Raw genomic sequence first — 21428 nt, 5'->3', positions numbered from 1 at the left:
ACAAATGAAATACGACGATGCCTGCTGGCACTACGGCGGCGACTTCCCCGCCGACCTGCCCACCAGCGCCGGGGCCACCCATATCGGCCTGTTCCTGGCCTGGATGCTGATCAACGACTTTGCCAGCGAGGAACTGCTGGACGATGTCGAAGAGGAGATCGGGCAAGTCCACGCCCGCACCCTCGATGGCCGTGAGTTCCTGTTGCGGATACTGGATGAAAAGCTCAGCGAGGGTGATTTCAACGACGAAGGCAATGCCTTCGCCCTGGCCTACTACAAGGGACGGGACAGCGGTCGGTTTTCCAGCGACTACGAACAGATCCTGGCCCCCGAGCCTGGCACCATCTACCGGGTGGAAAACAGCTGGAGCAACTATGACCGGCTGGCAGCGGTGATGGACAAGCGCCTTGCGCAATGGCGCGCCATGGGGCGACCGCAGTACATCGACTGAACGCCGGCCGCCGGCAATTGTGGTTAAATGCCGCCCCCGAAAATTGCCGGCCCCACCGATGACACCTCTAGCTCTCGCCACCCTCAACCAGCACCTGCTCACCGCCCTGGCTACGGCCCCCAGCGAAACCCGGCGCCTGTTCCATGGGCGCGGGCGCTGCTGGCCGGGGCTGGAGCAACTGACCGTGGACTGGCTGCAAGGGGTGTTGCTGGTGTCGCTGTTCAAGGCCCCGGAAGCCGAGCAGCTCGCGGCCCTCAAGCAGCTGCTGGTCGCCCTGGGCGATACCGCACAATGGCACGCCAGCGGCGCCCGCAGCCTGATGCTGCAACACCGCTACCTGCCCGACAGCCATGGCGAATGGCTGCTGGGGCAGGCGGTGGACTTCTGCACCATCACCGAGGAAGGCCTGCGCTACCAGGTGGACCTGGGCAGCAAGCAGAACAACGGGCTGTTCCTCGACATGCGCTACGGGCGCAACTGGGTCCGGGCCCAGGCCCAGGGCCAGAACGTGCTCAACCTGTTCGCCTACACCTGCGGCTTCTCGGTGGCGGCGATCGAGGGCGGCGCCGAGAAGGTGGTCAACCTGGACATGTCCCGGGCAGCCCTGAGCCGCGGCCGCGACAATCATCGGCTCAATGGCCATGACACCAGCCGAGTGAGCTTTCTCGGCCATGACCTGTTCAAGTCCTGGAGCAAGGTCAAGCAAGGCGGCCCTTATGACCTGGTGATCATCGACCCACCGTCGTTCCAGAAAGGCAGCTTTGTGCTGAGCAAGGACTATGCGCGGGTGCTGCGGCGCCTGCCGGAGCTGTTGACGGCCAATGGCTGCGTGCTGGCCTGCATGAACGACCCGGCGTTTGCCGTGGAGTTTCTGCTGGAGGGGATGGCCGAGGCGGCGCCGGGGTTGCGCTTTGAACAGCGGCTGGAGAACCCGCCGGAGTTTCCCGATGCCGATCCGCAGTGCGGGCTCAAGGCGCTGGTGTTTCGTCAAGGGCAATAGCGGATTGGGGGGTTGGCGAGTGGGGCATTTTACGCCCTGTCCGTAGGAGCCGGCTTGCCGGCGAAGAGGCCCGCAAGTCATGCAGCGCCTGGGCCGAAGCCTTCGCTGGCAAGCCAGCTCCTACAGCAGGCAGATAGGCCGTGCAGTTCCCTGTAGGAGCCGGCTTGCCGGCGAAGAGGCCCGCAAGTCATGCAGTGCCTGAGCCGACGCCTTCGCTGGCAAGCCAGCTCCTACAGCAGGCAGATAGGCCGTGCAGTTCCCTGTAGGAGCCGGCTTGCCGGCGAAGAGGCCCGCAAGGCATGCAGCGCCTGGGCCGACGCCTTCGCTGGCAAGCCAGCTCCTACAGCAGGCAGATAGGCCGTGCAGTTCCCTGTAGGAGGGGCATGTGCCCCCCCCAAAAAGCCCAAAGCCCCCCTTCCCTCACAGCGCCATCCGATACTCGATAACCCCGGGCTTGTGCGCCACCCAGTCATACAGCCGCTGGGCGCGCTTGTTGCTCTCCTGTGTGTGCCAGTACAAGCGCCCACAGCGCTGTTCCCGGGCAAAGGCCTGCACCCACTCGATCAACCGTTTTCCCGCACCACTGCCCCGCACCGATGGGGCTACATACAGGTCCTCCAGGTAACAGAAGTCGGTTAGCGCCCAGGTCGAACGGTGCAGCACCGAGTTGACGAAACCAATCAGTTCATCGCCCTGCACCGCCACCGCTGAAAACACCGGTTCCCGGGGATCGCAAAACCGTTCGAAAGCAAGCACGCTGACCTGCTCATCCAGCGTCACTTGATAGAAGTCCTGGTACGCCAGCCACAGCTGCAACCACTGCTGGTAATCCCCAGGCTGAATCGGCCGTATGCTCACTGCGTGTTGTTGATCACTCATTGCACTCTCCTTTGAAAACCCACACCAGGCATCAGGTCCCGGGTGGTGAAGAGCGCCAGCTTAGGGGCTCAATGGCAGGTTTGATCAGGCCAGTTCAAGCCTCATCAGCAGACCACTTTACGAGCCCCAGCGAACCTCACACCTCGGGCTGGTGATGGGTCACGCAGTGGATGCCGCCGCCACCGGCAGCGATGGCGTCGATGTCCAGTTGGATCACCTTGCGCCCGGGGTACAGGCTGCTGAGCAGGTTGAGGGCCTTGGTGTCGGCGGCCGAGTCGCCGAACTGCGGGGAGATCACCGCCCCATTGATCACGAAATAGTTGATGTAGCCGGCGGCGAAATCGTCATTGCCACGGCTGAAACGACTCTTGCGCGGGTTCAGTGGCGGCGACACGGTGTGCACCTGCAGCTTGCGCCCGTCGGCATCGGTGGCGTTGCGCAGGATCTCCAGGTGCTTGAGGGTCACGGCGTGGTCATAGGAGTCCGGGTCGTTGTCGAGGTTGGCCAGCACCACCCCGGGTTCGATGAAGCGCGCATAGAAGTCGACGTGGGCATCGGTGATGTCCTTGCCCTTGATCCCCGGCAGCCAGATGATCTTGCGCAGCCCGAGGCGGGCCTTGAGCTCTGCTTCGACCTCGGCCTTGCTCCAGCCGGGGTTGCGGTTGCCGTTGATCCAGCTGCTCTCGGTCATGATCCCGGTGCCGTGGCCATCCACCTCGATGCCGCCGCCCTCGCCCACCAGTTCGCTGCGCAGGTAGAGCGCTTCGGCGGAATCGGCCATGCGCCGGGCCAGGCGCGCATCCTTGGCATGGCGCTGCTTGTTGCCCCAGCCATTGAAGTTGAAATCCACCGCGCCCAGCCCACCCTGGCCATCGACGACGAAGTTGGCGCCGATGTCGCGCATCCAGATGTCGTCCAGCTCGGTGACCACGTAGCTGACGTTGCGGCTGCCGCACAGCTCCTCTGCCAGGTCGCGCTCGGAAGCACGGCAGAACACGGTCAAGGGTTCATAGGCGGCGATCGCCCGGGCAATGCGCCCGAGGGCTTCTTGTACATCGCCGGTGAAGTCTTCCCAGATGGCGTCCTGGGCGCCGAAGGCGATATAGGCCTGGCGGTGGCGGTCGCCCTCGTCGGGCAGGTACCAGCCTTCCTGCTCCTGGGCTCGGGCCCGGCTGGCGTCGAGCCCCAGGCCCAGGGACGCCATGGCGCCGAAACCGGCCAACAGTGAGGCCTGCTTGATGAATACACGTCGGGTGGGCATCGGTCTTACTCTCGAAAAGGGCTGTAGATACGTTAGTACAGAGTGGTGAAAGCCCGCGGGCCATCAATCGACGACCGGCGGGGATATGGCCCGCGGCTACTTGACCGCCGCGGTCTTGAACTTGGTCCAGGTGCGCATGCGCGCGCGCATGTCGGCCTGGGGAATATCCTTGCCGGGAATCAGCCGCTCATAGGTTGCCGCGTCCAGGTAGATATCCGGGTTGTTGCGCATCTGCGGATCGACATCCGGCCGCGCCTTGGCGTTGGCCGTGGGGTAGCCGGTGAAGTTGCTGATGGCCGCCATGTTCTGCGGGCGCATGACGAAGTTGATGAAGGCGTAAGCGTACTCCGGGTGCCGCGCATCCTTGGGGATCGCCATGTTGTCCATCCACACCGTGGTGCCCTCGCGCGGTACGCGGTACTCGAAGTCGACCTGCTTGCCTGCCGCATCGGCGGTGCGCTGGGCCTGGGTCATGTCGCCGCTGTAGCCCAGGGACAGGCACAGGTTGCCATTGACCAGGTCGGTCACCGGTTGGGACTGGAACTTGCGGATGTAGGGGCGCACCTTGAGCAGCAGTTCACTGGCCGCCGCCAGGTCCTCGGGCTTGGCGCTGCGCGGCTCGCGTCCCAGGTAGTTGAGGACCACCGCCAGCACCTCGTCGGGGGAGTCGATCATCGAGATGCCGCAGTCGGCAAACTTCGCCGCCAGCTCCGGCTTGAACAACAGGTCCAGGCTGTTGACCGGGGCATTCGGCAGGCGCTGGGCGATCTGCTGGGCGTTGTAGGTCAGGCCGATGGTGCCCCAGGTATAGGGCACGGTGGCCTGGCTGGCGTGGGGGTAGTGGCTGCGCAGTTGCTGCAGGCCGGGCTCGATGTCCGCCAGGGCGGCGATCTTCGTCGGGTCCAGGGCCTGCAGGCTGCCGGCCCGCATCAGCCGCTCGGCCACGGTGTCCCCCGGGAAGATCAGGTCGTAGCCACTGCCGCCGGTCATCAACTTGGCTTCCAGCACCTCGCTGCCGTCCATCACGTCGTAGATCACCTTGATCCCGGTTTCAGCGGTGAACTTGGCCAGGGTGTCCTCGGCGAAGTAATCCGCCCAGTTGTACAGGCGCAGGGTCTGATCATCGGCCTGGGCCGACGACAGTGCACTGCCGAGCAGCAACCCGAACGAGGCCAGCAAGCATGGGTGAGTGATGTGCATGTCAAACCCCTTGGTGGGTCCAGCGTGGGTCCAGGTGACGGCCGTCCAGGCTCAGCAACGCGCCGTACATGTCGGGGCGGCGGTCGCGGTAGATGCCCCAGGTCAGGCGCTCCTCGCGCATCGCCGCCAGGTCCAGGCCGTGCAGCAGCACGCCCGGGGTCTGGCGATCGGCTTCAGCCAGCAGGCGCCCCTTGTGGTTGCAGATGAAGGACGAGCCATAAAAGCTCATCTGCAACGCCGGGTCGGTAGTCGCCACTTCACGGCCGACGCGGTTGGCGGCCACCACCGGCAGCAGGTTGGCAGCCGCATGGCCGCGCATGGTCATCTGCCAGTGATCACGGGAATCCAGGTCGGCGGCGCCGGGCTCGGAGCCGATGGCGGTCGGGAACAGCAGCACCTCGGCCCCCTGCAACGCCAGGCAGCGGGCGGTCTCGGGGAACCACTGGTCCCAGCAGATACCGATCCCCAGGCGGCCGAAGGCGCTGTCCCAGACCCGAAAGCCCGTGTCACCGGGGCTGAAGTACTCCTTCTCCTGGTAACCGATGGCGTTGGGGATGTGGGTCTTGCGGTAGACCCCGAGCAGACGGCCATCGGCATCGGCCACGCTCAGGGAGTTGAAGCAGGCATTGCCGGCCCGCTCGTACCAGCTCAGGGGCAGCACCACCCCCAGCTCCCCGGCCAGGGCGGCAAAGCGCTTGAGCACCCGGCTGTGGGCGTATTCCTCGGCCAGCTCCTGGTGCTTGTGGTGCTGCTCGATGCAGAAGTACGGGGTGGCGAACAGCTCCTGCAACAGGATCACCTGGGCGCCCTCGGCCGCCGCCTGGCGCACCAGTTGTTCGGCCTGGTCGAGGTTCTGTTCGAGGTTCCAGCTGCAGGGCATCTGGGTAGTGGCAACGGTCAGGATCGTCATGGTTCAGCCCTTTACCGGCCAGGCCGGCTGCTGCTGGGTGATGCAATGCACCCCGCCGCCGCCATGGGCCAGGTGATTGATCCGCACCGGCACCACTTCACGCCCCGGGAACGCCAGGGCCAGCACCTCGGCCGCCTCGCGGTCGGCGGCGATGCCATAGGCCGGCATGATGATTGCGCCATTGACGATATAAAAGTTGGTGTAGGACGCGCAGAACACTTCGGCCTGGGTGTCCACCGCCTCGCTGGCCTCGAACAGTTCGAGCATTTCAAAACTGCGGCCCCGGGCGTCCCGCGCCAGTTGCAGGGCACGACGGTTCTCGCGCACCACTTCGGCGTACACCGAGTCCGAATCGCGGGTGGCATCCACCAGCAGCACTCCGGGACGGGCAAAGGCGCAGATGCCGTCGACATGGCCGTCGGTCATGTCGCCAGTGACGTGATCCGGATCGCCCGGCAGCCAGATGGTTTTCTTCACCCCCAGCAGGCGGCTGAAAATCTCCTCGATCTCGGCCTTGCAAAGGCCCGGGTTGCGGTTGGGGTTGAGCAGCACCGATTCGGTGGTGATCAGGGTGCCGTCACCGTCCACATGAATTGCCCCGCCCTCGTTGGCCAGGGGCGTGCCGAAGCATTCCAGGTCGAGGGAGTTGAGCACTCGGCGGGCCAGGCTTTCATCCAGATCGTGGGCCGACTTGCCGCCCCAGGCATTGAAGCGCCAGCTGACGCCCGCCAGCCCCTGCTGCGGATGCGCGATGAAACTCGGCCCGGAGTCGCGGCACCAGCTGTCGTTCACCGCCAGGGGGATCAACTCGACATTGGCCCCGCACAGGGCACGAGCGCTCTCCAGGGCCGCAGGGTCGACCACCAGTTTCACCGGCTCGAAGCGCGCAATGGCATTGACCACCCGGGCGAAGTCTTCCTGCACCTGAGCCAGGGTCACGCCCCAGCCGGACTCCCAGAGCGCCTGGTTGTGTGGCCAGACCATCCAGGTGGCGGCGTGCACGGCCCACTCCGCGGGCATGGACCAGCCGTTATGTTGATTGTCATTGCGCAGCATGGGCATTGCACCTCTCAGTTAAGGTTTTGTTATCAGCCAACAAAACACCAATGTTCGATAGCGCCCATGCTATGGCTTTGAAAAAGCCGCAACAAACGATAGATTTAGCCCATTACTGATCAGCTGGACTTATCAATCATGTTGAAACACTGGCCACCTCTGAATGCCTTGCGCGGCTTCGAAGCTGCCGCGCGCCTGGGCAGTTTCCACAAGGCCGCCGAAGAACTGCACCTCACCCAGTCGGCCATCAGCCAGCAGATCCGCAGCCTGGAAACCTTCCTCGAACAGCCGCTGTTCTTCCGCACCGGGCGCAGCGTCAGCCTCACCGATGCCGGGCATGACCTGCGCAGCACCACCCAGTCGCTGCTGCAGCAACTGGCGGTGGGCATCCGTCGCCTGGAGCAGTACCGCAAGCCCAACCAACTGGTGGTCAACACCACCCCGGCGTTCGCCCGCCACTGGCTGCTGCCGCGCCTGGGCGAGTTCCATCGCCTGCACCCGGAGGTCGACCTCTGGCTGTTCACCTCCTTCGAGCCGCCGGACATGAGCACCCAGACCATCGACCTGACGATTCGCGACGACCTCAGCGCCCAGGCCGAATGCAGCTACCTGGAGCTCTACAGCGACCGCCTCTACCCGGCCTGCCACCCGCGCCTGCTGGAACAGCCACGGGAATGCCGCACCACCTTGCACGGCGAACGGGAAATGGACTGGAGCCACTGGGTGGTAGAAGGCGGCGCGGACATTGGCCAGGGCAGTAGCGGGTTGAATTTTTCCGACCCCGGGTTGCTGCTGGACGCCGCCTGCGCTGGCCATGGGATTGCCCTGGTCAGCCAGTTGCTGGCCGAGCAGGCGCGCAACGAGGGGCAACTGGCGCCGCTGTGCGAGCAGAGCGTACGCGGCCCGACCTGGTCCTGGCTGATTCATCGGGACAGCGAAGGCAGCGCCCTGACCTGCAGTTTCAGCCAGTGGTTACAGGCGGCGCTGCACGCTCAAGAGAACTAGAACACCTGCACCCGCACTACCGGGCCCGATGCAAAACCATTTTCGATTTTTGCCGGTAACCCGAACCACGGCGACGCCTTAAGCTGGCGCCGGTGCAATCCGCACCGCCATTGAGGAGCCGTCCGTGCCCCCTGTCCACGACATCAACTGGCCGCTGTGGCTGTCGACCATGCTGCCCATGGCCCTGAGCGCCGGCCCCGGCAACCTGATGGTGGCCAGCTCCGGCGCCCAGAGCGGTGTGCGTCGTTCACTGCGTTTTATCCTCGGGCTCGACCTGACCTATTTCCTGCTGGCCTTGCTGGTGGGGCTGGGGCTGTATCACAGCCTGGCGAACCAGCCGCAACTGCTGTGGGGGCTGCGGGTCGCCGGCAGCCTGTACATTTTCTGGCTGGGCCTGCGCCTGTTGCTGCGGCCCCTGCGCAAGCCTGGCGAACGGGCCGTGACCCTGCAGTTTCGTGACGGCGTGGTGCTGCAACTGGGCAATGTGCAGGGCCTGGTCATGTTGCTGGTGATGTTCTCCACCTTCAGCCCGGAAACGGACGTGGGCAGCACCGTGGTGCTGACGCTCAGCGCCGCACTGATCGCGGTGAACCTGTTCGGTCATCTGCTCTGGGCCTGCCTGGGCTCAAGCCTGCAGGTCCTGCTGCGGGCCCGACCCAGGCTGCTGCTGGCCCAGAATGCCCTGTTCGGCGTGATGCTGATGGCGGTGGCAATCTGGATCTTCCTGCGCAACGGCACTGCCTAGCCGCAAACGCGCAACACTCACTCCCCGCACAACCCATGGCGCGCCAGCAAGTCGCAGAGAAACTCCACCACCCGTTCGACCCGCTCCTGGCCCTGGGTCGCCAGGTTGCGCAGCAGCCAGATATCCGCACGGTGGGGCGGAGTCTGGGGCAACACCCGGTGCAGGCCCAGAGGCTCTGCGATGTACGCCGGCAAGGCGGCAATCCCCAGCCCCGCCTGCACCGCCTTGAGTTGCGCCTCCAGGTTGCCGGTGCGCATCCACAGCGGCTGGTCGCCGCTGAGCTGATCCAGCCAGCGGGCCAGGGGCATGTGGGCCAGGGTCTGGTTCCAGCCGATCAGCGAATGCTGGCGCAAGTCCGCCGGCTTTTCGGGGCAGCCATGGGCAGCGGCGTAACCCGGGGAACAGAACAGCGCCTGGGTCAACTCGCCGACCCGGCGCAGGGTGAAGTTGCCGGCTTCCGGCCGTTGCAGGCGCAGTAGCAGGTCGCTGTGACTCTGGGTGAGCTTGACCGAGCGCGCCGCATTGACGAAATCGAAGCGGATCTGTGGATGCTGCAAGCGAAACGGCGCAAGCGCGGGAATGATCAGGTGGCTGCCCATCAGTTCCGGGCAGTCGATGCGCACCACCCCCGCCATGCGCGCTCCAGGCCGGGACAGTTGGCGCTCCATCAGCCGGAAGCGCTCCTCGGCCTCCAGGGCCATGGGCAGCAGGGCCTGGCCGGCCTCGGTGAGGAAATAGCCCTGGGTGGTCTTGAGAAACAGCACGCTGTTCAAGGCCTGCTCCAGCATCAGGATCTTGCGCGAAACCGTCGAGGCCGACACCTTCAGCGCCTGCCCGGCGTCGGTGATGTTGCTGGCATTGGCGACGGCTATGAAAAACCGCAGATCGTCCCAGTTCACGCTTACCTGCCCTATCCCTGAAAACCCAGGCCGAGGATCTTATGCGAAAAAAGTACCGCAGAGGTCAGACTTTTCTCCGGTAAAGTGGCCCAGGTCTTTGCTGCCAACGGATCTGGAGCCCCCATGCTGGAACTGCATTCCCCTCGCCTTCACCTGCGCCCCTTGAACGCCCATGACTGGGACCTGTTTCTGGCCCTGCACAGCGACCCGGAAAACCTCCGCTATGTCTGCGATCCGCTCTCCCGGGCGCAGATCGAGGAGCGTTTCACCTCGCGCCTGCCCCACTGGGACATGGATGCGAGCCATTGGCTGTGCCTGGTGATCCGCGACCGCCACAGCGGCGAAGAACTGGGCTTCACCGGCCTGCGGGTCAGCGACCGGCCCAGCGCCGAAGCCGAAGTCGGCTACCTGCTGGCCCCCGCTCATCAAGGCAAGGGCCTGGCCACGGAATCCCTGCGCACGCTGATGGAGTACGCCCGCCACAGCCTGGGTATCAAGCGCCTGGTGGCCACGGTCACCGACGGCAATGCAGCGTCGTGCCAGGTCCTGGAGCGCTGCGGTTTTGTCTTCCAGCACTGTGATGAACGAGCATTCCAGAGAGGTGGCGAAGTGTTCGACGACCTGATTTTCAGCTGCCCCCTGACCGCCTGAACCCGAGCTTGTCAGCCCCCTCCCAGGCCTGCCCGGTGTGGGTTTTTCTTGACAGCGAAAAATCCCAACGGCTATTGTCTGACAACCTGACTACCAAGGCTTTACCCTCCCATGCTTGAACTCCAGCGACCCGACTCTCTCGTTGTGCGGGTGGTCAATGCGATCCGCACCGAGATCGATTCCGGCCGCCTGGCCCCCGAATCGCGCCTGCCTACCGAGCAGCAGCTGGCCGAGCAGTTGAACGTCAGCCGCTCGGTGATTCGCGAAGCCATTGCCCAGCTCAAGGCCGACGGCGTGCTGATCGCCCGTCGTGGCCTGGGCTCGTACATTTCCAAGACCCCGGCCGGCACCGTCTTCCGTTTTCCGCAAACCCGAGGCCGTCTGGCGGATCTGGCGCAAATGTTCGAAATGCGCCTGTGGATCGAGACCCAGGCCGCGTCGATCGCCGCCCAGCGCCGCGACGCCGCTGACCTGCAGCGCATGCAACGAGCCCTGCAGGAAATGCACGACCAGCGCAGCGACCTGGAAACCGCCGCCCTGGCCGATGTGGAGTTCCACCGGGCCATCGCCGAAGCCAGCAAGAATGACTATTTCGTGGCTTTCCATGATTTTCTCGGCAGCCAGCTGGCCAGTGCCCGCAAGACCGCCTGGGAAAACTCCGCACTGCCCCAGGTAGGCGGTTCGGCGGATGCCATCCAGGAACATCAGGCGCTGTACCAGGCCATCGCCGATGGCAACCGGCAAGCGGCCGCAGCCTGCGCCGATGCCCACTTGCGCGCATCGGCCAAGCGCCTGGGCCTGGAACTGCCGACTACCGATTAACCATTGCTAGAAAATTCACGCCTCACGCTGCACGTTTGACAGCCGGCGCAAGCCTGTAGAGTTTTGTCGGATTAGTTAGTCTGACAACCTGATAACCAGACCTGAAACAAGTGATCCAAGGTACCCAGAACAATGATCTATGACTTTTGCATCATCGGCGGCGGCATCGTCGGACTGGCCACCGCGATGGAGATCCTAAAGCGCCAGCCCGGCGCGTCGCTGGTGATCCTGGAAAAGGAAACCGTGCTGGCCAAACACCAGACCGGGCACAACAGCGGGGTGATCCATGCCGGGATCTACTACGCGCCCGGCAGCCTCAAGGCTGACTTGTGCAAGCGTGGCGCCGAGGCCACCAAGCAGTTCTGCAGCGAGCACGGGATCAAGTTCGAGGTCTGCGGCAAGGTGCTGGTGGCGTCCAACGCCCTGGAAGTGCAACGCATGGAGGCCCTGTACCAGCGCTCGCAGCAGAACGGCCTGAAGGTCGAGCGCCTGGACGCCGAGCAACTGCGCCAGCGTGAACCGAACATCGTCGGCCTTGGCGGGCTGTTCCTCGACGCCACCGGCATCGTCGACTACCGCGAAGTCTGCGACACCATGGCCCGGGTGATCCGCCGCGACGGTGGCGAAATCTGCCTCAGCCAGACCGTGACCGCGATCCAGGAAAGCGCCGACAGCGTCACCGTCAGCACCCACGGCGGCAGCTGGCGGGCGAAGAAGCTGGTGGCCTGCGCCGGACTGCAATCGGACCGCCTGGCGACCCTGGCCGGGATCAGCATCGACCACCAGATCATCCCCTTCCGTGGCGAATACTTCCGTCTGCCGGCGTCGAAGAACGACATCGTCAATCACCTGATCTACCCGATTCCCGACCCCGAGCTGCCGTTTCTCGGGGTGCACCTGACCCGCATGATCGACGGCAGCGTCACCGTGGGGCCCAACGCGGTACTGGGCCTGGGCCGTGAGAACTACAAGAAGTTCTCGATCAACTGGCGCGATGTGGCGCAGTACGCCAGCTTCCCCGGGTTCTGGAAAACCATCTGGCAGAACCTCGGCTCCGGCACCACCGAGATGAAGAACTCGCTGTTCAAGTCCGGCTACCTGGAGCAATGCCGCAAGTACTGCCCGTCCCTGGAGGTCGACGACCTGCTGCCCTACGAAGCGGGGATCCGCGCCCAGGCGGTGATGCGCGACGGCAGCCTGGTGCACGACTTCCTGTTCGCCGAAACCCCGCGCATGTTGCACGTCTGCAACGCGCCTTCACCCGCCGCCACCTCGGCAATTCCCATTGGTTCGATGATTGCCGACCGGATCTTCCAGGCGGATTGAAACACCCCGCGCCATGCCGTTCTTGCCCTGTGCCCAAGCACAGCCAGCAGGGCTGCGTGCCGCCGCAACACCTCCGGCAACGCCTTTTTCGGCGCGCTGGACATGGCTCGCGTCAACTCGACAATAAATACAATGATCCAAGAGGATGTACAGAATGACCGCAGTTGAAACCGGCAGTACTGCAGCGGAAACCCCACAACAAACCAAGAAGCGCCTGCGCAAGGTCGCGGCGGCGACCATCTTCGGCTCGATGCTGGAGTGGTACGACTTCTACCTCTACGCCACCATGGCGGCCATCGTCTTCTCGAAGATCTTCTTCGACAACAGCGACCCGAAGACCGCCACCCTGATGGCCTTCTCCACCTTCGCCATCGGCTTTATCGCCCGGCCCTTCGGCGGCATCCTGTTCGGCTACCTGGGGGACAAGTTCGGCCGCAAGCAGGTCCTGGTGCTGACCTTCTGCCTGATGGGCGTGTGCACCACACTGATCGGCCTGATCCCCAGCTACGCCTCGATCGGCATCTGGGCGCCGATCCTGCTGGTGGCCATCCGCATCATCCAGGGCCTGGGGGCCGGTGCCGAGCTCTCGGGCGCGGCGGTCACCTCCTATGAACATGCCAGCGAAGGCAAGCGCGGCAGCCAGGGCGCCTGGCCGGCACTGGGGCTGAACCTGGGCCTGCTGCTGTCGTCGCTGACCATTTACCTGCTGACCATCAACGGCAACGAGTTCCTGCTGGCCGGTGGCTGGCGCATCCCCTTCGTCTGCAGCATCGTGCTGGTGGGCGTCGGCCTCTGGGTGCGCAACAGCATCCCGGAAACCCCGGAGTTCAAGGAACTGAAGAAGGACGCGCCCAAGGTCCAGGCCTCGCCCCTCAAGGCGCTGCTGAAAAATGACCTCAAGGGCCTGGGCGTGGTGTTCTTCGTGGCCATCGGCTACAACGCCCTGAGCTACATCTTCAAGACCTTCTCCCTGGCGTACCTGACCCAGTACAAGGGCGTGGACGTACACGTCACCTCGCTGTCGGTGACCATCGCCAGCCTGATCGCCATCGTTGCCGTGCCGTTCTTCGGCTGGCTCTGCGACAAGTGGAGCAGCAGGACCGTGCTGGTACTCGGCGGCGTGTTCTCGCTGCTGTTCGCCTACCCGTTCCTGGCCCTGCTCAACACCGGCGAAAGCTTGATGATCTATATCGCCATCGGTGTCGGCACCGGCATCCTGGCGCCCATGATGTTCGCGCCCCAGGGTTCGTTTCTCAGCCGCCAGTTCCCCACCGCGACCCGCTCCTCGGGCTTCGGCACCGGGCGCGAGATCGGCACCGCCATCGCCGGCGGCCTGGCGCCGCTGGGCGCCCTGTCCCTGGTGACCGCCTCGGCCACCCACTCCACCGATGGCGTGGTGATCATCCTCGCCGTCGCCGCGGTGCTGGTGGTGGTGTTCGCCCTGTGCGACCAGGGCCGCAAGCACTCGGCATTCAAGAACTGAGGTTGGCGGCTCCCTTCCCAGGCCGCTGCAGCGGCCTGGGGAGACTCTGCTAAGGTGGCCGCTAAACTCGCATCACAGGCCACCCCATGTCACCCAATAGCGCATTCGGCGTCGATGCCGACGGCTTGATCAGCCTTCCCGCCGAACCACCCTTGCAATCCGAATACCGCGCCCTGCTCGACGAGCTGCGTACCGCCCTCTGCGCTCCCGCCAGCCCACCGCTGCACAGCCTCTACCTGTACGGCAGCGTCGCCCGTGGCACGGCCACCCTCGGGGCCTCCGACCTCGACCTGTGCCTGGTTCTGCAAGATCCCGCCGACACCGCCCAGCTCCTGCATTTGGAAAACCTGCGCCAGACGCTGCAAGCGCGGCACCCTTTAGTGTCGAAGATCGATTTCGATATCGGCCACCTTGAACAGGTGCTGGCAACCCAGAACCTCGACAGCTGGGGCTATTGGCTCAAGCACCATTGCCGCTGCCTGTGGGGCGAAGACCTGCGCTCGCGCTTTGCACCTTTCAGGCCCAGCCGGGACATTGCCCTGGCGGTGAACGGCGACTTTCTCGCAGTGCTGAACGACTACGCCATGCACCTCGACCACGAACAGCAGCCCGCTGAGATCCTGCGCCTGCAACGGGAGGCATCACGCAAACTCATACGCGCCACCAACCTGCTGCGCCAGGAGCAGGAGCCAAGCTGGCCCCAGAGCCTGGATGAGCATGTGTGGCTGTTTGTGCAGCGCCATCCCGAGATGCGAGGGCCCATCGGCGAGTTCTGGCAAATAGCCGAAGCAAAGACATTAGCCTGTGACGGTTTCACCACGCGCTTACGGAACATCGGACAGTGGATGGCTCTACAAGCCTTCCCAGACTCTGCAATTTAGTTAACTACTGCTTCAGCTCACCAAGACACTGGCCTGCCAGAAGGATAATGCTGCCCTGAAGGCTCCGGCACCTGTCTTGCAAAACCCCGGCTGAAGGCATGGCAAGCCCCTTATTGGCAATCACAAGGAGAATCAAAAGTGCTATCCCAAAAATTGATCAATGCACTACAGAGCTCGAAGGGTATTGCAGACAATCACTATCTAGAACGACTACAACCAGCCTTGGCAGAACTTGATCAGGCCTACCAAGACAATCCAGCACTCACTGAATATGTCATGCAACTGGACGAACTCCTGTCCAAGCCTCATTTCGAGCTGGAACCGCACCTCACCAACAAATTTGCACAACTATTGGGTGAGGCACATTTCTGGTTGCTCTGCACTCAGGCAGAGCTGAACCTCAAGCGCGTCTCCGAACAGAACGGCAAAAGAACCCCAGACTTCGAATTGTGCTCACATCCCGGCGAAGCTTTCTTTGAAGTCAAGACGCTTTCTGTCGCGACAGGCGACCTAGGAGTGGCCAAAACCATTGCCGACTCTCTGCTGACTCAACTCGATCTGGAAAGGCAGTTGCATGCAGGCAAGAGAGTCGCTTGCGCAACAACCGAGATCGCATCCTATGGGGAACAGGATCATGGCTGCCCAGACTTATTGCACGCCACACGGGTAATGATTGAAAAGGCTCGACAAAATTTCAAGACAGATCAGTTCGCCAATCCAAATACATTCCTCGTACTGAATCTTTGCATGCTGCACCCGATCGAAAGCCACCCCCGGATACTGCGCCCTTCCTATCCTGATCTCGATGGCCAATACCCCACTTCAGTCACCGGTCAACTCTGGGCGCTCGCTTTCGGACACCCCGAAATGCTTGTACAAGGCCATTCTGAATTCGAAGGCAAGCCCTTTGTACTCGGCAAACTGGACAAAGAAGGAATCTTGCGCGAGTTCGAAAATATCAAAGGCATTCTCTTCATGATCCACCCGTTGCAAGAGCCTACTTGTGTCTGGGCGCTGTTACGCAGCTACGAGAAGTTGAATGATGAAAACCCGCAACTGCTCGAAGAAATTCTGCGCCTTACAGGCATCCATCAGTGGAACGATGAATTGGATTGCAACGGCTTTGTCTTGAACTGAAATGCCGCGTTCAAGGAGAGCCTGCGGACCCCACTGACCTCCTGCACTCTCCGAGACTGGTGCCTGACATTCAGATCTGCAGCACCTCGACTCCCTGCCGACGGTAATCCTCGATATCCCCGGAGATCACCTCCTGCTCGGTAATCAGCCGGTGCAAGCGGTTGCAGGGCACCACGACGAAGGGCTCCATGGCCCCGAGCTTGTCGGCGGTGGTCACGGCGATGACCTCGCTGGCACTGTCGAACATTGCCTGCTTGATCGGCACCTCGTCGAAATGCAGGGAGCTGATGCCGATCTCCGGGTGGATCGCGCAGACCCCGGTGAACAGCAGGTCGGCCTTGATCCCCTGAATCATCCGCAGTGCCTCATGGCCGCTGGCGGACAGGGTTGCCGGGTTGAGCTGGCCGCCGGCGAGTATCACCTTGACCTTGGGGTATTCGGCCAGGGCCACGGCAATCATCGGCGAGGCGGTGACGGCAGTCAGGCTGATGCCCGCCGGCAGCGACTGGGCGATGTGCAGGGTGGTGGAGCCGGAATCGAACATCACTGTCTGCCCCTCCCGCACCCACTGCACGGCGAACTGCGCCAGGCGCACTTTCGCCTCGCTGGTTTCACCTACCCGGGTGAAATAGTCCTTGCCGCTGTCCTTGGGCCGCGGCAGCGCACCACCGTGGACCCGCTGCACCAGGCCACCGGCATCCAGCTCCGCCAGGTCGCGGCGGATGGTGTCGTCGGAGACCGCGAAATGCCGGCTCAGCTCGGCCGCCATGACCTTGCCGTCGCGCTCCAGCAGCAGAAGGATTTTTTGCCGACGCAAGGATGGCAGCTCGGCTATCGGGTGTTGACTTTGCATGTTTATGCCCGCTATTGCGTTTTTTCGCAAAACTACACAGACAATCAGGCAAAAACAAGCAGCCCGATCAGTTGATCAACTGCGGCGCCCGTGAGCTGTACAAGGCCGCTTCTCCGAGGCGCTCGCGCACCAGCGCCTGGGCCTGGCGGGTCATCTGGTCCAGCTGCCGGTCGCGTTTCTTCTCCGCTTCCAGCATCGCCTTGCGCCCATGCTGGGCCAGCAGGTAGGTGTGGATCTGCCGTACTTCCACCGATTGGTAGATCGGCGCCACATCCAGCACCGCCAGCAGGCCGTCGCTGCCGTGGTCGCGGGTGTTCATCAGCACTTGCGGGCCGCGGGCGCCCAGCAGTTGGAAGCCCAGGGCCTCGAAACAATCGACCTTGGCCACATTGCAGGCGAGCTCCGCATGCGGGTAGCGCGCCAGCATCGTCTCCAGCATTTGCCGGGCAATCCCCTGGCGCCGCCGACCTTGCAGCACCGCCATATAGGCCACGGCGCAGGCCTGGGGGTCGTCCTTGAATGGCAGGTACAGCACAAAACCCAACACCTGCTCCGGGTCCTGACTGTCGCTGGCGACCACCAACTCCACCGGAATCCCCCGGGAACCGTCCATGGCCTGCAGGTACAGGTGCACCTCAAAACCAACGCCGTACTGGTACAGGTTGTACAGCGGGTTGCTCGGGGCAATGGCCACCGCGCTGATGTCGGTGATGTAATCCACCACCATCTGCTGGATCTGGCTCTGGATGGCTTCGGGCGGCGGGGCTTGGAACAGGGTGATGCTGGACATCGAGGCGGTGACTCCGAGGATTGAGGCGTGCCCGAGGGCTGCGGGCGCCGCCATGATAACCCGTCACGGGAGGCACAGGCGCATGACAAGCGCGCCGAACTGAACGCTGGCACTGTCGAAAAAACGGGGGATGCATCTTCAGGGAAGCGCTGGCTAGGCCAGCCAGTAGCGACCGCAGCAAAGCTGCCGCCGCTACCCAAGCGAGGGGCGGATGCACGAGGGCATCCGCGCTGCCCCGCCCGACGAACGCGGGCGGGGCCGAGGCTTACAGCGCCATGTCGGCCGCTGGGTTGCTCTCTGGTTTGGCCAGGCTGGCCGGAGCCTGAGGCGCCGCGCCCTTGACCGGCGGTGGCGGGGTCAGTTGCAGTACTTCAGCGGTGTAGGCCCATTCTTTGGCCACACGCTCAGGGCTGTCGTTCAGGGCCGTACCGTAGCTCGGCACGATCTGCTTCAGCTTCTCCTGCCAGGCCGGGGTCGCTACCTGGTCCTTGAAGACCTTCTGCAGCACGCTGAGCATGATCGGCGCGGCGGTCGAGGCACCTGGGGAGGCGCCCAGCAGGCCGGCGATGCTGCCGTCTTCGGAAGCGACGATCTCGGTGCCCAGTTTCAGCACGCCGCCCTTCTCTTCGTCACGCTTGATGATCTGCACGCGCTGACCGGCCTGCCACAGGCGCCAGTCTTCTTGCTTGGCGTTGGGGAAGTATTCCTTCAGTGCGGCGAAGCGGTCGTCATCCGACAGCATCAATTGGCCAGCCAGGTACTCCACCAGCGGGTACTGCTCGATGCCCACTTTGGTCATCGGCCAGAAGTTGTGGGTGGTGGTGCTGGTCAGCAGGTCGAAGTACGAACCTTCCTTGAGGAACTTGGTGGAGAAGGTGGCGAATGGGCCAAACAGGATCACTCGCTTGCCGTCCAGCACACGGGTGTCCAGGTGCGGAACCGACATCGGTGGCGCGCCAACCGAAGCCTTGCCGTAGGCCTTGGCCAGGTGCTGCTCGGCCACGCTGGCGTTGTCGGTCACCAGGAACGAGCCGCCCACCGGGAAGCCGGCGTATTCGTTGGCCTCGGGAATGCCCGACTTCTGCAGCAGGTGCAGGGCACCGCCGCCGGCGCCGATGAACACGAACTTGGCGTCGGTCTCGGTTTTCGAACCGTCTTTGAGGTTCTTGTAGGTCACGCGCCACGAGCCATCGGTGTTGCGCTCGATCGCCTGCACTTCGCTGGACAGCTTCAGGTCGAAGTTAGGCTGGGCCTGCAGGTGCGCGACGAACTGGCGGGTGATCTCGCCGAAGTTGACGTCGGTGCCGATCGGCGACCAGGTGGCGGCGATCTTCTGCGCAGGATCGCGGCCTTCCATCATCAATGGAACCCACTTCTTGATCTGCTCGGCGTCTTCGGAGTACTGCATGCCGCTGAACAGCGGGCTGGCTTGCAGGGCTTCGTAACGGGCCTTGAGGAACTTGATGTTGTCATCGCCCCAGACGAAGCTCATGTGCGGCGTGGAGTTGATGAACGAACGCGGGTTCTTCAGGACGCCGTTCTTGACCTGCCAGGACCAGAACTGCCGGGAGATCTGGAACGCTTCGTTGATCTCGATGGCCTTGGCGATCTCGATCTTGCCGTCCTTGCCTTCCGGGGTGTAGTTCAGCTCAGCCAGGGCAGAGTGACCGGTACCGGCGTTGTTCCAGCCGTTGGAGCTTTCTTCTGCGACGCCATCCAGGCGCTCGACCATCTCCATCGACCAATCCGGTTGCAGCTCGTTGAGCCAGACCCCGAGGGTCGAACTCATGATGCCGCCGCCAATCAGCAGTACATCCACTTTCTTGGGCTCAGCCGCGTGCGCGGTCGTGAGGCCTATGGACATCGCCAGCCCGATCAGGGCCGTGTTCACCTTCTTAAACATTGTTTAGTACCTACGATAGAACGCCATCCGCCGCCCCATCCTCGATCCTGCACGGCCCCGGATGAATCCTGGACTCGCCCATTCAAAAGAACTGGAGGGTGGGCACACAAGGCCGACGAGACTGGCTCGACCTCAGTTTTATATCGCTCCGGCGCTGACTTCTTATCGTTTTTGGCTTCAGCTACTTGAGTGACACGTGTTTCTCAGGGCACGTCACGGGACGCAACCCACAGGCCGTTCGGCCCCAATCCTGCCCCTGCGCCGGCGTCGCTGGACGCACAACGATGGCGCCCGTTGTCACAGGGGCCAGCAGGAGAAAAAGGGTCGGGGCTGACCAGAAACGGTCAACGAACACTGCCTGACATCAAGCTCGACGGGCTTGCCAAGACACTCCCGCACGCTTGCAAAGGACCCGATCAGGCCATTTGAAGCAAAGCACAGGGAAGGTATTTTTGCACAAACGATGAACCGATTCAGCGCAAGAATATCATTACGGCATCAGCCTGTCTTGGCTGGAACCACTGCCTGGGCCTTGTGCAAAGCCGCGATTTTCTACGACTCCCGCCGCAGGCAATGCGTCACAGCGACGCTGGCTTGAGCAATGCCCTGAAAGACTGGCACCGGCCCCAAAGAAGCATCGGGGCCAGGCGCCTAGAGCGTGATCAACCTGGTGCCAAGCCTTATCGGGCGGGCAAAAAAACCTTTGTGTTCTAGCCAGCACCAAACCAAAACGCCATTATGGCGCTCGATAAAACTCATAGAAGCCAATGGAATGCTGCACGCCTTTTGCCACGGAAAAAGCCGCCTGTTCAAACGTTACCTCGGACACCGGGATGAAGGCGAAACCAGAGTCTGTGAAGAAGATGAAATCACCGCTTTGATCATGGGGCCGCTGGACTATCTACCTGCCCAAGCCATCGGTGCATTCTGGAGTGCCGTGGTCGAACAAGGCGGGCAGTACCCAACGCTGCCCTTCCCTGCCGGCCCTGTCGACCGGGCGCGTATGCACTTCTGGCCACGCCGAGGCATCGAGCCGGACCTGTTTGTCGAACTGCACTGGCCCAGCGGGGAACGGCGCCTGCTTCTAGTGGAGTTCAAATGGAATGCACGCCTGAGCGGTGATGATCAGTTGCATCGACAGTGGCAGGAGTTCCTCTCGCCCTGCGAGCGTGATGAGGCGTATCACCTGTTTATCGCCCCGGAACTCAGCGCCGGCCTGAACGCCCTGAGCGAACAGGACATCTGGAATGGGCGGCTTCTGCTACGGTCGTGGACTTCGATTCTCAGCGTATTGCGCAACCTCACAGGTCCCGAAGCGGTGCTGCTGCAGCGCTGGTCGATCCAGGTCTGCCGTTTTCTCGAGCAACTGGGGATCAAGCGTTTCCAGGGGTTTACCCAACTCAGTGCTCCTCCCCCCATCAACAGCCCTACGGTTTTCTGGACCCCAGTAAACGGCTTCGCCACACTCAAACCGCCTGCCCCGCTGCCATCCACCCAGCACTCTTCTGCCTTTATCTGGAGCTCCATGCCATGACCATGATGTCCGACCTCGGCAAGGCGATCAGCGAAAACATCGCGTTCGTCAGCAAACTTGGCGCCGAATGCGACCGTCTGGCGCAACTGATCAGAGAGGAAGTCAGCCGCCTGCTGCTAACTTCGGAAATCGCCCGGCGCTACCGCGCAGGCGGCGAGTGGCTTCAGGTCAATGCCGAAGATGACCATGGCTGGGTAATCACAGATATCTCCAGTTCATTGCCCCTGGTCATCAAACCCAAGCGCTCCGTTAGCGACTACCTGATCGTGCAAATCAGCCTTACCGGCATGGGAGTCGATGCCCTCGATAATCACGAACCCCTGATACACATCGGCCGATTCAACGCCCCCATCGATTTCGACATCATCCACATGATATTTCCACTGGATGTCGAGGACAGTGACGAGCCGGACCTGGAAAACCAGCGACTACTGCGCTGGCCAGATGGCTACTGGTGCTACAGCCTGCGCCTGACCGATATCAATAGCCTCGCTGATGTTCGGCGCTGCATCATCAACCCCATGACCGCGTTGCTGCTGGAGAACAGCGCGGTGAAGCAGCTGTCGGAGGCCGGTGCAGTCAGGTACGCAAAAGTACCGAAGGAGCCCGGCCAGTTCCGGGCATTACCCCGCTGACAAACAC

The 21428-nt window shown here is 63.0% G+C and carries 21 protein-coding genes; 12 read left to right on the top strand and 9 right to left on the bottom strand.

The genetic code is table 11. The features are described 5' to 3' along the window. Positions 1-4: 4 nt before the first annotated feature. Together ACZ5BO_RS14330 and ACZ5BO_RS14325 are read left to right on the top strand one after the other, a co-directional pair. Positions 5-451 (top strand): DUF7832 domain-containing protein, encoded by a 447-nt coding sequence (locus ACZ5BO_RS14330; RefSeq protein ID WP_464700556.1) that lies wholly within the window; start codon positions 5-7, stop codon positions 449-451. Between the two features lie 58 nt (positions 452-509). After that, entirely contained in the window at positions 510-1451 is a 942-nt protein-coding gene (locus tag ACZ5BO_RS14325; RefSeq protein WP_464700554.1) for a class I SAM-dependent methyltransferase, read from the top strand. A gap of 420 nt (positions 1452-1871) precedes the next feature. Here the strand turns inward: ACZ5BO_RS14325 and ACZ5BO_RS14320 are convergent, their stop codons facing one another. From ACZ5BO_RS14320 to ACZ5BO_RS14300, 5 genes are all read right to left on the bottom strand, one after another. Then, the gene (locus ACZ5BO_RS14320; RefSeq protein WP_464700552.1) at positions 1872-2330 is read right to left on the bottom strand and encodes an N-acetyltransferase family protein; all 459 of its coding nucleotides are present in this window, start codon (positions 2328-2330) and stop codon (positions 1872-1874) included. Positions 2331-2466: 136 nt separating this feature from the next. After that, positions 2467-3591 carry an agmatine deiminase family protein gene (locus tag ACZ5BO_RS14315; RefSeq protein WP_464700550.1) on the bottom strand — a complete coding sequence of 375 codons (1125 nt, stop codon included), beginning with the start codon at positions 3589-3591 and terminating at the stop codon, positions 2467-2469. A 96-nt stretch (positions 3592-3687) separates the two neighbouring features. Continuing rightward, entirely contained in the window at positions 3688-4791 is a 1104-nt protein-coding gene (locus ACZ5BO_RS14310) for an extracellular solute-binding protein (protein WP_025131339.1), read from the bottom strand. A gap of 1 nt (position 4792) precedes the next feature. Beyond that, positions 4793-5701, bottom strand: a complete 909-nt coding sequence (gene aguB / locus ACZ5BO_RS14305; RefSeq protein ID WP_464700547.1) for an N-carbamoylputrescine amidase — start codon at positions 5699-5701, stop codon at positions 4793-4795. Positions 5702-5704: 3 nt separating this feature from the next. Continuing rightward, positions 5705-6757 (bottom strand): agmatine deiminase family protein, encoded by a 1053-nt coding sequence (locus ACZ5BO_RS14300; protein ID WP_025131341.1) that lies wholly within the window; start codon positions 6755-6757, stop codon positions 5705-5707. Positions 6758-6895: 138 nt separating this feature from the next. Between ACZ5BO_RS14300 and ACZ5BO_RS14295 the strand changes: the two genes are divergently transcribed. Both ACZ5BO_RS14295 and ACZ5BO_RS14290 read left to right on the top strand, forming a co-directional pair. After that, complete coding sequence (locus ACZ5BO_RS14295) at positions 6896-7762, top strand: LysR family transcriptional regulator (RefSeq protein WP_464700545.1); 867 nt, start codon at positions 6896-6898, stop codon at positions 7760-7762. 124 nt (positions 7763-7886) lie between these two features. Continuing rightward, complete coding sequence (locus tag ACZ5BO_RS14290) at positions 7887-8507, top strand: LysE family translocator (protein WP_464700543.1); 621 nt, start codon at positions 7887-7889, stop codon at positions 8505-8507. A 17-nt stretch (positions 8508-8524) separates the two neighbouring features. Here ACZ5BO_RS14290 and ACZ5BO_RS14285 read toward each other — a convergent pair whose 3' ends face one another. Beyond that, positions 8525-9406 carry a LysR family transcriptional regulator gene (locus ACZ5BO_RS14285; RefSeq protein WP_464700541.1) on the bottom strand — a complete coding sequence of 294 codons (882 nt, stop codon included), beginning with the start codon at positions 9404-9406 and terminating at the stop codon, positions 8525-8527. 123 nt (positions 9407-9529) lie between these two features. On the opposite strand from ACZ5BO_RS14285, the gene ACZ5BO_RS14280 reads away from it, so the two are divergent. The 6 genes from ACZ5BO_RS14280 (at position 9530) to ACZ5BO_RS14255 (ending at position 15706) form a co-directional block, all read left to right on the top strand. Continuing rightward, the gene (locus ACZ5BO_RS14280) at positions 9530-10057 is read left to right on the top strand and encodes a GNAT family N-acetyltransferase (RefSeq protein ID WP_025131345.1); all 528 of its coding nucleotides are present in this window, start codon (positions 9530-9532) and stop codon (positions 10055-10057) included. A 111-nt stretch (positions 10058-10168) separates the two neighbouring features. Further along, a complete protein-coding gene (locus ACZ5BO_RS14275) occupies positions 10169-10879 on the top strand; it encodes a FadR/GntR family transcriptional regulator (RefSeq protein WP_025131346.1) in 711 nt (236 codons plus the stop codon). 132 nt (positions 10880-11011) lie between these two features. Next, positions 11012-12205 (top strand): L-2-hydroxyglutarate oxidase, encoded by a 1194-nt coding sequence (gene lhgO, locus ACZ5BO_RS14270; RefSeq protein WP_025131347.1) that lies wholly within the window; start codon positions 11012-11014, stop codon positions 12203-12205. Between the two features lie 154 nt (positions 12206-12359). Next, the gene (locus tag ACZ5BO_RS14265; RefSeq protein WP_464700538.1) at positions 12360-13688 is read left to right on the top strand and encodes an MFS transporter; all 1329 of its coding nucleotides are present in this window, start codon (positions 12360-12362) and stop codon (positions 13686-13688) included. Positions 13689-13774: 86 nt separating this feature from the next. Next, entirely contained in the window at positions 13775-14569 is a 795-nt protein-coding gene (locus ACZ5BO_RS14260; protein ID WP_464700536.1) for a nucleotidyltransferase domain-containing protein, read from the top strand. 138 nt (positions 14570-14707) lie between these two features. Then, positions 14708-15706 (top strand): hypothetical protein, encoded by a 999-nt coding sequence (locus ACZ5BO_RS14255; protein WP_464700534.1) that lies wholly within the window; start codon positions 14708-14710, stop codon positions 15704-15706. A gap of 70 nt (positions 15707-15776) precedes the next feature. Here the strand turns inward: ACZ5BO_RS14255 and ACZ5BO_RS14250 are convergent, their stop codons facing one another. The 3 genes from ACZ5BO_RS14250 to mqo form a co-directional block, all read right to left on the bottom strand. Next, entirely contained in the window at positions 15777-16559 is a 783-nt protein-coding gene (locus ACZ5BO_RS14250) for a DeoR/GlpR family DNA-binding transcription regulator (protein WP_464700532.1), read from the bottom strand. Between the two features lie 67 nt (positions 16560-16626). Further along, positions 16627-17349 (bottom strand): GNAT family N-acetyltransferase, encoded by a 723-nt coding sequence (locus ACZ5BO_RS14245; protein WP_464700530.1) that lies wholly within the window; start codon positions 17347-17349, stop codon positions 16627-16629. A 265-nt stretch (positions 17350-17614) separates the two neighbouring features. Continuing rightward, a complete protein-coding gene (gene mqo / locus ACZ5BO_RS14240; protein ID WP_025131352.1) occupies positions 17615-19252 on the bottom strand; it encodes a malate dehydrogenase (quinone) in 1638 nt (545 codons plus the stop codon). Between the two features lie 658 nt (positions 19253-19910). Here mqo and ACZ5BO_RS14235 point away from each other — a divergent pair. Further along, entirely contained in the window at positions 19911-20786 is an 876-nt protein-coding gene (locus ACZ5BO_RS14235; RefSeq protein ID WP_464700528.1) for a hypothetical protein, read from the top strand. Further along, complete coding sequence (locus ACZ5BO_RS14230) at positions 20783-21421, top strand: hypothetical protein (RefSeq protein ID WP_464700526.1); 639 nt, start codon at positions 20783-20785, stop codon at positions 21419-21421. The genes ACZ5BO_RS14235 and ACZ5BO_RS14230 overlap by 4 nt, the downstream gene beginning before the upstream one ends. The last annotated feature ends 7 nt before the right edge of the window (positions 21422-21428 follow it).

It is taken from the genome of Pseudomonas sp. FFPRI_1 (assembly GCF_055384485.1).
This window is presented reverse-complemented; position numbering and strand designations above follow the sequence as displayed.

Coding starts and splice junctions, on each gene's coding strand:
- ACZ5BO_RS14330 (WP_464700556.1), top strand. CDS start 5: ATGAAATACGACGATGCCTGCTGGCACTACGGCGGCGACTTCCCCGCC.
- ACZ5BO_RS14325 (WP_464700554.1), top strand. CDS start 510: ATGACACCTCTAGCTCTCGCCACCCTCAACCAGCACCTGCTCACCGCC.
- ACZ5BO_RS14320 (WP_464700552.1), bottom strand. CDS start 2,330: ATGAGTGATCAACAACACGCAGTGAGCATACGGCCGATTCAGCCTGGG.
- ACZ5BO_RS14315 (WP_464700550.1), bottom strand. CDS start 3,591: ATGCCCACCCGACGTGTATTCATCAAGCAGGCCTCACTGTTGGCCGGT.
- ACZ5BO_RS14310 (WP_025131339.1), bottom strand. CDS start 4,791: ATGCACATCACTCACCCATGCTTGCTGGCCTCGTTCGGGTTGCTGCTC.
- aguB (WP_464700547.1), bottom strand. CDS start 5,701: ATGACGATCCTGACCGTTGCCACTACCCAGATGCCCTGCAGCTGGAAC.
- ACZ5BO_RS14300 (WP_025131341.1), bottom strand. CDS start 6,757: ATGCTGCGCAATGACAATCAACATAACGGCTGGTCCATGCCCGCGGAG.
- ACZ5BO_RS14295 (WP_464700545.1), top strand. CDS start 6,896: ATGTTGAAACACTGGCCACCTCTGAATGCCTTGCGCGGCTTCGAAGCT.
- ACZ5BO_RS14280 (WP_025131345.1), top strand. CDS start 9,530: ATGCTGGAACTGCATTCCCCTCGCCTTCACCTGCGCCCCTTGAACGCC.
- ACZ5BO_RS14275 (WP_025131346.1), top strand. CDS start 10,169: ATGCTTGAACTCCAGCGACCCGACTCTCTCGTTGTGCGGGTGGTCAAT.
- lhgO (WP_025131347.1), top strand. CDS start 11,012: ATGATCTATGACTTTTGCATCATCGGCGGCGGCATCGTCGGACTGGCC.
- ACZ5BO_RS14265 (WP_464700538.1), top strand. CDS start 12,360: ATGACCGCAGTTGAAACCGGCAGTACTGCAGCGGAAACCCCACAACAA.
- ACZ5BO_RS14260 (WP_464700536.1), top strand. CDS start 13,775: ATGTCACCCAATAGCGCATTCGGCGTCGATGCCGACGGCTTGATCAGC.
- ACZ5BO_RS14250 (WP_464700532.1), bottom strand. CDS start 16,559: ATGCAAAGTCAACACCCGATAGCCGAGCTGCCATCCTTGCGTCGGCAA.
- ACZ5BO_RS14245 (WP_464700530.1), bottom strand. CDS start 17,349: ATGTCCAGCATCACCCTGTTCCAAGCCCCGCCGCCCGAAGCCATCCAG.
- mqo (WP_025131352.1), bottom strand. CDS start 19,252: ATGTTTAAGAAGGTGAACACGGCCCTGATCGGGCTGGCGATGTCCATA.
- ACZ5BO_RS14230 (WP_464700526.1), top strand. CDS start 20,783: ATGACCATGATGTCCGACCTCGGCAAGGCGATCAGCGAAAACATCGCG.